Here is a 6,000-nt window from a genome sequence, read left to right as displayed (position 1 = left end):
GAAGTTCATGCGCGGCGAGCCGATGAAGCCGGCGACGAACAGGTTGGCCGGGCCGGTTGTAGAGGTCGAGCGGCGAGCCGACCTGCTCGATATTGCCGGCGTTGAGCACGACGATCTTGTCGGCCATGGTCATGGCCTCGACCTGGTCGTGGGTGACGTAGATCATCGTCGTCTTCAGGCTCTGGTGCAGCTCGCTGATCTCGAGGCGCATCGTGCCGCGCAGCGCCGCGTCGAGGTTCGACAGCGGCTCGTCGAAGAGGAAGACCGTCGGCTCGCGCACGATGGCGCGGCCGATCGCCACGCGCTGGCGCTGGCCGCCGGAAAGCTGCCGCCGGACTTGCCGGTCGAGATAGGTGGCGAGGTTGAGCAGCGCGCGCCGCCCGTCACCTTCTTCTCGATCACTGCCGGCGGCCGCTTCGCCATCTTCAGGCGGAAGGCGATGTTGTTCCTCGACCGTCATGTGCGGGTAGAGCGCGTAGGACTGGAACACCATGGCGAGTCCGCGCTTTGCCGGGGTCGCCCCGGTCACCGTCCTTGCCGTCGATCTCGATCGTCGCCGCCGGTCGTGTCCTCCAGCCCGGCGATCAGAGCGCAGGAGCGTGGACTTGCCGCAGCCCGACGGGCCGACGAAGACGACGAACTCGCCGTCGCCGATCGCCAGCGGGCTCGAACCCGGTCGGCATCGGCAGGAGCAGATCGGGGTTCGTGCCGATCAGCACCGCGCCCTTCAGCACGGCGTCCACCGCGATGCGCAGCTTCTCGTGGGTGATCTCGCGATCGAGGCCCATGATCACCACGGCGGGGTCCTCCCCGGTGATCTCGAGCTCGGCGTCCGCGATCGCTTCCTGAGGGACGGCGCGCCGATCACGTAGATGCGCGTACCCGCCGGGTAGCTCCTGCGGATCAGTTGCGCGGCCGTGACGGCCGAGGTGACGACGTTCTCCATCGTCGCCTCCAGCCCGAAGCCGTTGAGCTTGGCCACGACGTCCTCGGCCGTATGGGTCGAGTTGTTCGTGACGAAGCAATAGGGAATGCCCGCGGCCCACCAGGCGCGGAAGGCCTCGACCGCGTCGGGAATGGCGGTCTTGCCCCGATAGACGACGCCGTCGAGATCCGAGACGATCCCCGTGACCGAGGGCCAGTTCATCGTGCTTGCATGCTCAGCCATTCATCAACATCCCGCCATTGACGTGAACGATCTGGCCGGTGATGTAAGCCGAAGCAGGGCTCGCAAGGGAAGACCGCGATGCCGGCGACATCCTCGGGCACGCCCACCCGGCCGAGCGGGATACGGCCGGCATGACGCGCTTCCGTCTCCTCGCGCGGGCGTCCGTGCATCGGCGTATCGATGATGCCCGGCGCGACGCCGTTCACGTTGATGCCATAGGGTGCGCATTCATAGGCGAGGAGCTTCGTCAGGTCGTGGACGACGGCCTTCGAGAAGCAATAATCGGCGCCGCCCGCCTGATAGTTGAACACCGCTCCCTGGGACGAAAGCGACGAGCCGATATTGACGATGCGGCCCCGCCCTGCTTCATGAAGCGGTTGACGACGAGCTTGAGCAGAGGAGGACGGCGCCGGAATTGATGTCCATGGTGCGGTCGATCTTCGCCTTGTCGCCGGCGAGCAATGATTCCGCCGATTTGATGCCGGCATTGTTCACGAGCACGTCGAGCCTGCTCGGACCTCTCGGCGACGGCATTCATCACGCGCTCGATGTCCGCTTCGCTCGTGACATCCATCGACATGGTGACGGCCCAGTCGCCGCCCTCGACCTTCGCCAGCGCGCGCTCCAGCGCCTCCCGGTTCGCGTCGGTCGCGATCACGGTCGCGCCGCTTCTGCGAGGAAGGCAGCCGTGATCGCAGCGCCGATGCCGCCGCCGGCCCCGGTCACGAGCACCGTCTTGCCCGGCATTGAGAAGAGAGGGGATGTCATTCTATCTCCAGTAGGGTTCGTTCGTTCAGGAATCTGTCGACCGCGGCCGCGGTCGGCATGGAGGGCTGCGCCCCGCCGGGTGACGCAGAGGGCGGCGACCGCCATCGCCCGGGAGCGGACGGCGTCGACCGGCATGCCGCGAGCGCGGCGGCGAAGCCGCCGCTGAACGTGCATCGCCCGCCGCCGTCGTATCGACCACGACGACGGGAAAGGACGGGACCAGGAACGACTGCTCGCCGTCCGAATAGAAGGCGCCGCGCTCGCCGAGCGTGATCAGCGCGGCCTTCGGGCCGAGGGCGAGCAGCGCATTCGCGGCCTGCGCCGCCGTCCTGGAGCAGACGATCTCGACCCCGGTCAGCTCGTAGGCCTCCGACCGTTCGGCGTCACATAGTCCACCTCCGACCAGGCGGCGCGGAGAGCCCCTGCCGCACGGGCGCGGGATTGAAGACGAGCGTGAAGCCCAGCGTGCGCTTCAGGGCGAAGAGCCGCTCCAGGGCCTCGACCGGCAATCCCATCTCGGCCACGAGGATCGCACCGGGATCGGATATGGGCCGCGACCTCGTCGATGACATCGGCGGTGACGTTGGCGTTCGCGCCGGGATCGATGACGATCATGTTGCCGCGCCGTCGTCGCCGACCATCACGAGGGCGGAGCCGGTCACCTCGGCCCGGGCGACCTGGACCGCATCCGTGACGACGCCCGCGCCCAGCAGCGAGTCCATGAGGACGCCGCCCGCCTCGTCGTCGCCGATGCGGGTGAAGAGCTTCGGCCGCAGGCCGAGCCTCGCGGGCGGCGACGGCCTGGTTCGCCCCCCTTCCCGCCCGGATGCCAGGCGAGCGCGCCGATCAGGCTTTCCCCGGGGTCGGCAGGCGCTCGACGTTGAAGCAGAGATCGAGATTGGTCGTGCCGAAAAAGATGAGGGGCGCGTCGCTCACTTGACCGCTCCGAAGGTAAGGCCGCGTTCTCGAGATGGCGCTGCCCGACGACGATCAGGATGACCGGGAACGATCATGGTGATGACGAGCCCGGCCGCCATGACCGGATAGAACTGGACGCCGGGATTGAGCAGCTTCAATAGGGCGACGGTGACCGGAGTCTTCGTCGAGCTCAGCATCAGGCCGAGCGCGAAATTGTGCCAGGCGAGCAGGAGAACCAGCAGCGACGCGCCGATCAGGCCGGGCTTGAGGAGATGGAAGCACGAGGATATGGAGGACCACGCGGACCGGCTTCGCCCCGTCGATGGCGGCCGCCTCCTCGATGTCCTTCGGGATATCCTCACCATAGGAGCGGCTGAGCCAGACGATCATCGGCAGCGGTGACGACCTGGTAAACCCAGATCATGCCAAGGTAAGTGTCGTAGAGCCCCATCGCCTGGAAGAGGCTGAACAGGGGGATGACGACCAGCAGCACGGGCGCGAACTCGAAGCCGAGGATGAAGAAGGCGATGTCCTCCTTGAAGGGGATGTCGCGCCGCGCGAACGTAGCCCGCCGGCACGCCGGCGACGAGGGAAACCACGATCGAGCCCAGAGCCACGACGATGCTGTTGACGACCGGGTTTGCGGGTCGACCTTGATCGTGCCGTAGCTCGCGGCGCCGGCCTGCGCGACGTCGAAGAGGACGCGGAAGTTTTCCAGCGTCGGCGCGAAGAAGAAGGTCGGCGGCCAAGCTATGGACGTCGGTCTGGGTCTTCAGGGAGATCATCACGATCCAGACGAGCGGGAACGCGAGGACGAGGGCGCAAAGCGCGACGAGCGCGTTGAGCACGAGGGTGGTCGCGGGCGAGCGGGTGAAGTCCATCATTGCCTCCTCAGTTGACGCGGCGGCGGACCGCCTGCCAGGCCCGGACCATCAGGAAGGCGCCGACGACGACGATGAGCCAGTTGACGACCATGAGCGCCGCGCCCCGGCCGAAGGGGAGATTCCTGAAGGCCGTCAGGTAGGCCTGCACCGAAAGTGCCGCAGTCGAATTGCCGGGGCCGCCCTGGGTGGTCCCGAAGATGATGTCGAACTGGTTCATCGATCCGATCAGCTGGAAGACGGCGGCGATGAGGATGTACGGGGCGACGAGCGGCAGCTCGATCCTGGCGAACGTCGCCCAGGCCTTGGCGCCGTTGATGCGGGCGGCTTCGCCAGAATGTCGTCGGTTATGCCCTGGAGGCCCGCGAAGATGATGAGCGCGAAGAAGGGCGTGTATGTCCACACGTCGATGAGGACGACCGAGAGTAGCGACGTCGCCGGATCCGGATATCCAGGCATAGGGGCCGAGCCCGACGAGCGAGAAGAGAGAGTTGAGGACACCGCTTTGCGGTTCATCATCGTCGTCCACATGAGCGCGACGCTCATGGGCGGGAGAACCAGCGGCAGGAGGATGATCGGCCGCAGCAGGCGCGCCAGGAAAACGCCGGAGGCGAACAGCTTGGCGATGGCGAGCCCGAGCAACGCCTGCAGCACGACCGCCGAGACGGCATAGGTGACCGTCACCCGCACGTTGTTCCAGAAGTCCTGGCTCCTTGCGAGCGCCGCATACCTGGCGAGGTCCGACGAACCCGACGGCGGGCCGCCCGAGGCGCAGGTCGGTCAGCGACTGCCAGACGCCGTAGAAGAAGAGCAGCAGGAAGCCGACCAGGATCAGGACGGCCGGGGCGATGACGGCGAGGCTCAGCCAATCGACCCTTCTGTCGGAGAGGCCGTCGACCGATCGACACGCTTCGCGCTTCCTGCGAACGCATCGGTCTGCCCGGCCGTCGCCGGCTTCGAAACGAGAGGTGCCATCGTGATATTCTCCATCGTGGTGTCGGAGGGCGGCAGCGGGCTGCCGCCCGTCGTCCTCAAAGACCGGCGCGGATTTCGTCGGCCAGCGATCTGAGGGTCGCCTCCACGTCGTCGCCACGTTCACCATCTTCTGTATGGCGACGGCCCAGGCGTTCATCGCCTCGCCGAACCCGATGCGCGGCGTGAACGCCAGCGCGGCCCGGTCCTGCGTCGCCTTGAAGCTCTCGACGAAATTGTTGAACTCGGGCTGGGCTGCGTAGTCGAGCCACGCCTTGTCGTTCCAGGTGGAGGTGCGCGGCGGGTTGACGAGTTTGCCGCCGACCGCACCCGCGAGCGCGACCTGCTTGGACGTCGCCCATTGCATGAAGAGCCAGGCGGCGCCCTTCTTCTCGGAGGCGGCATTCATCGCCAGCGACCAAATCCAGATGTTGGATTCGAAGTTCTCCGCGCCTTCGGCGCGCGAAGCGGCGGTGCGAAGGCGATCTTGCCGGAGGCCGGCTGGCCCGCGACGTCGTTCCAGAAGCCGAACATGTTGGAGTCGATCGCCATGGCGGTGCGGCCGGAAGAGATGCCGTCGACCACCTGATACCAGTTGTCGTTGGCGAAAGACGGGGCCGCACACTTCCTGATCATGTCCACATAGTCCGTGTGGAAGGCGATCGATTCCGGGGAGTCGAGCCCGGTATCGAGGGCCCCGTCCTTCTCGACGAAGTCCTTCACTCCGTACGAGCGCGCGATCGAGACGGCCGCGGTATGGATGCTGCTCCAGAAGCGCACGCCGCGCACGCCGAGCGGCGTGATCGCCGGATCGGCCGCCTTCAGCGCCTCGCAGGCCGCGCCCATCTCCTGCGGCGTCTTGGGAACGGCGATGCCGTGCTTATCGAGGATGTCCTTGCGGTAAAAGAGCTGGATGTTCTCGAAGGCGTGCGGGATCGCCCAGACCTGGCCGCCGTCGCCGGCGACGATCTTGCCGTCCTCCACCGCCCAGGTGAGCGCGGCGCGCAGCGACGGGAAGAAGTCCTCGTAATCGTATCCGGCGTCGGTCAGCTTGGGATCGTTGAGATATTGGTCGAGCGGCTCGAGCAGGCCGCCGGGCGCCAGGTCCCGGGCCGGCTGGATGCCGGTTCCGACCACATCCCAGGCGGGGGACTTCGTGGGTGAGCTGGATCGTCAGCTTGTTCCAGTAGGAATCGTCCGGATAGAGTTCGGGCGTGACCTTGATGCCCGTCAGCTTCTCGAACTCGGGCAGTTCGGCCGCCAGGGCGTCCGCATAGGGGTGAATGTCGTAGG

9 protein-coding genes and 1 pseudogene are annotated in these 6,000 nt (G+C 66.7%); all 10 read right to left on the bottom strand.

The window, feature by feature from the left end:
* Positions 1-655 (bottom strand): ABC transporter ATP-binding protein (locus AAFL97_RS00375; protein ID WP_445954432.1); only part of this gene is annotated, 655 nt, incomplete at its 3' end.
* Positions 585-797, bottom strand: coding sequence for a hypothetical protein (locus AAFL97_RS00370; RefSeq protein ID WP_341643246.1), 213 nt, complete (start codon positions 795-797; stop codon positions 585-587). The genes AAFL97_RS00375 and AAFL97_RS00370, both read right to left, overlap by 71 nt.
* On the bottom strand, positions 791-1,168 hold the full coding sequence (locus tag AAFL97_RS00365; RefSeq protein ID WP_341643245.1) for a hypothetical protein: 378 nt from the start codon (positions 1,166-1,168) through the stop codon (positions 791-793). The genes AAFL97_RS00370 and AAFL97_RS00365 overlap by 7 nt, the downstream gene beginning before the upstream one ends.
* Positions 1,144-1,509 (bottom strand): SDR family NAD(P)-dependent oxidoreductase, encoded by a 366-nt coding sequence (locus AAFL97_RS00360; RefSeq protein WP_341643250.1) that lies wholly within the window; start codon positions 1,507-1,509, stop codon positions 1,144-1,146. The genes AAFL97_RS00365 and AAFL97_RS00360 overlap by 25 nt, the downstream gene beginning before the upstream one ends.
* Positions 1,510-1,534: 25 nt before the next feature.
* Positions 1,535-1,669, bottom strand: a complete 135-nt coding sequence (locus AAFL97_RS00355) for a hypothetical protein (protein ID WP_341643244.1) — start codon at positions 1,667-1,669, stop codon at positions 1,535-1,537.
* 292 nt (positions 1,670-1,961) lie between these two features.
* On the bottom strand, positions 1,962-2,342 hold the full coding sequence (locus AAFL97_RS24320) for a PfkB family carbohydrate kinase (RefSeq protein ID WP_445954431.1): 381 nt from the start codon (positions 2,340-2,342) through the stop codon (positions 1,962-1,964).
* Positions 2,343-2,868: 526 nt separating this feature from the next.
* Positions 2,869-3,219 (bottom strand): hypothetical protein, encoded by a 351-nt coding sequence (locus tag AAFL97_RS00350; RefSeq protein WP_341643243.1) that lies wholly within the window; start codon positions 3,217-3,219, stop codon positions 2,869-2,871.
* The gene (locus AAFL97_RS00345; protein WP_341643242.1) at positions 3,213-3,347 is read right to left on the bottom strand and encodes a hypothetical protein; all 135 of its coding nucleotides are present in this window, start codon (positions 3,345-3,347) and stop codon (positions 3,213-3,215) included. Before AAFL97_RS00345 ends, AAFL97_RS00350 begins: the two co-directional genes overlap by 7 nt.
* A 398-nt stretch (positions 3,348-3,745) precedes the next feature.
* Positions 3,746-5,116 carry an ABC transporter permease subunit gene (locus tag AAFL97_RS00340; protein WP_341643241.1) on the bottom strand — a complete coding sequence of 457 codons (1,371 nt, stop codon included), beginning with the start codon at positions 5,114-5,116 and terminating at the stop codon, positions 3,746-3,748.
* Positions 5,113-5,850 (bottom strand): annotated as a pseudogene (locus AAFL97_RS00335) (ABC transporter substrate-binding protein); the annotation flags it as partial. The pseudogene AAFL97_RS00335 and the gene AAFL97_RS00340, both read right to left, overlap by 4 nt.
* Positions 5,851-6,000 lie beyond the last annotated feature (150 nt).

It is taken from the genome of Thauera sp. SDU_THAU2, from assembly GCF_038260575.1.
In the GTDB taxonomy this organism is placed as follows: domain Bacteria; phylum Pseudomonadota; class Gammaproteobacteria; order Burkholderiales; family Rhodocyclaceae; genus Thauera.
The sequence above is the reverse complement of the archived record's forward strand: the minus strand, read 5'-3'. Positions and strand labels throughout refer to the sequence as shown.

Bases quoted from the DNA above. Each gene is read 5' to 3' on its own strand.
- AAFL97_RS00365 (WP_341643245.1), bottom strand. From the start codon at position 1,168: ATGGCTGAGCATGCAAGCACGATGAACTGGCCCTCGGTCACGGGGATC.
- AAFL97_RS00350 (WP_341643243.1), bottom strand. From the start codon at position 3,219: ATGGTGAGGATATCCCGAAGGACATCGAGGAGGCGGCCGCCATCGACG.
- AAFL97_RS00340 (WP_341643241.1), bottom strand. From the start codon at position 5,116: ATGAATGCCGCCTCCGAGAAGAAGGGCGCCGCCTGGCTCTTCATGCAA.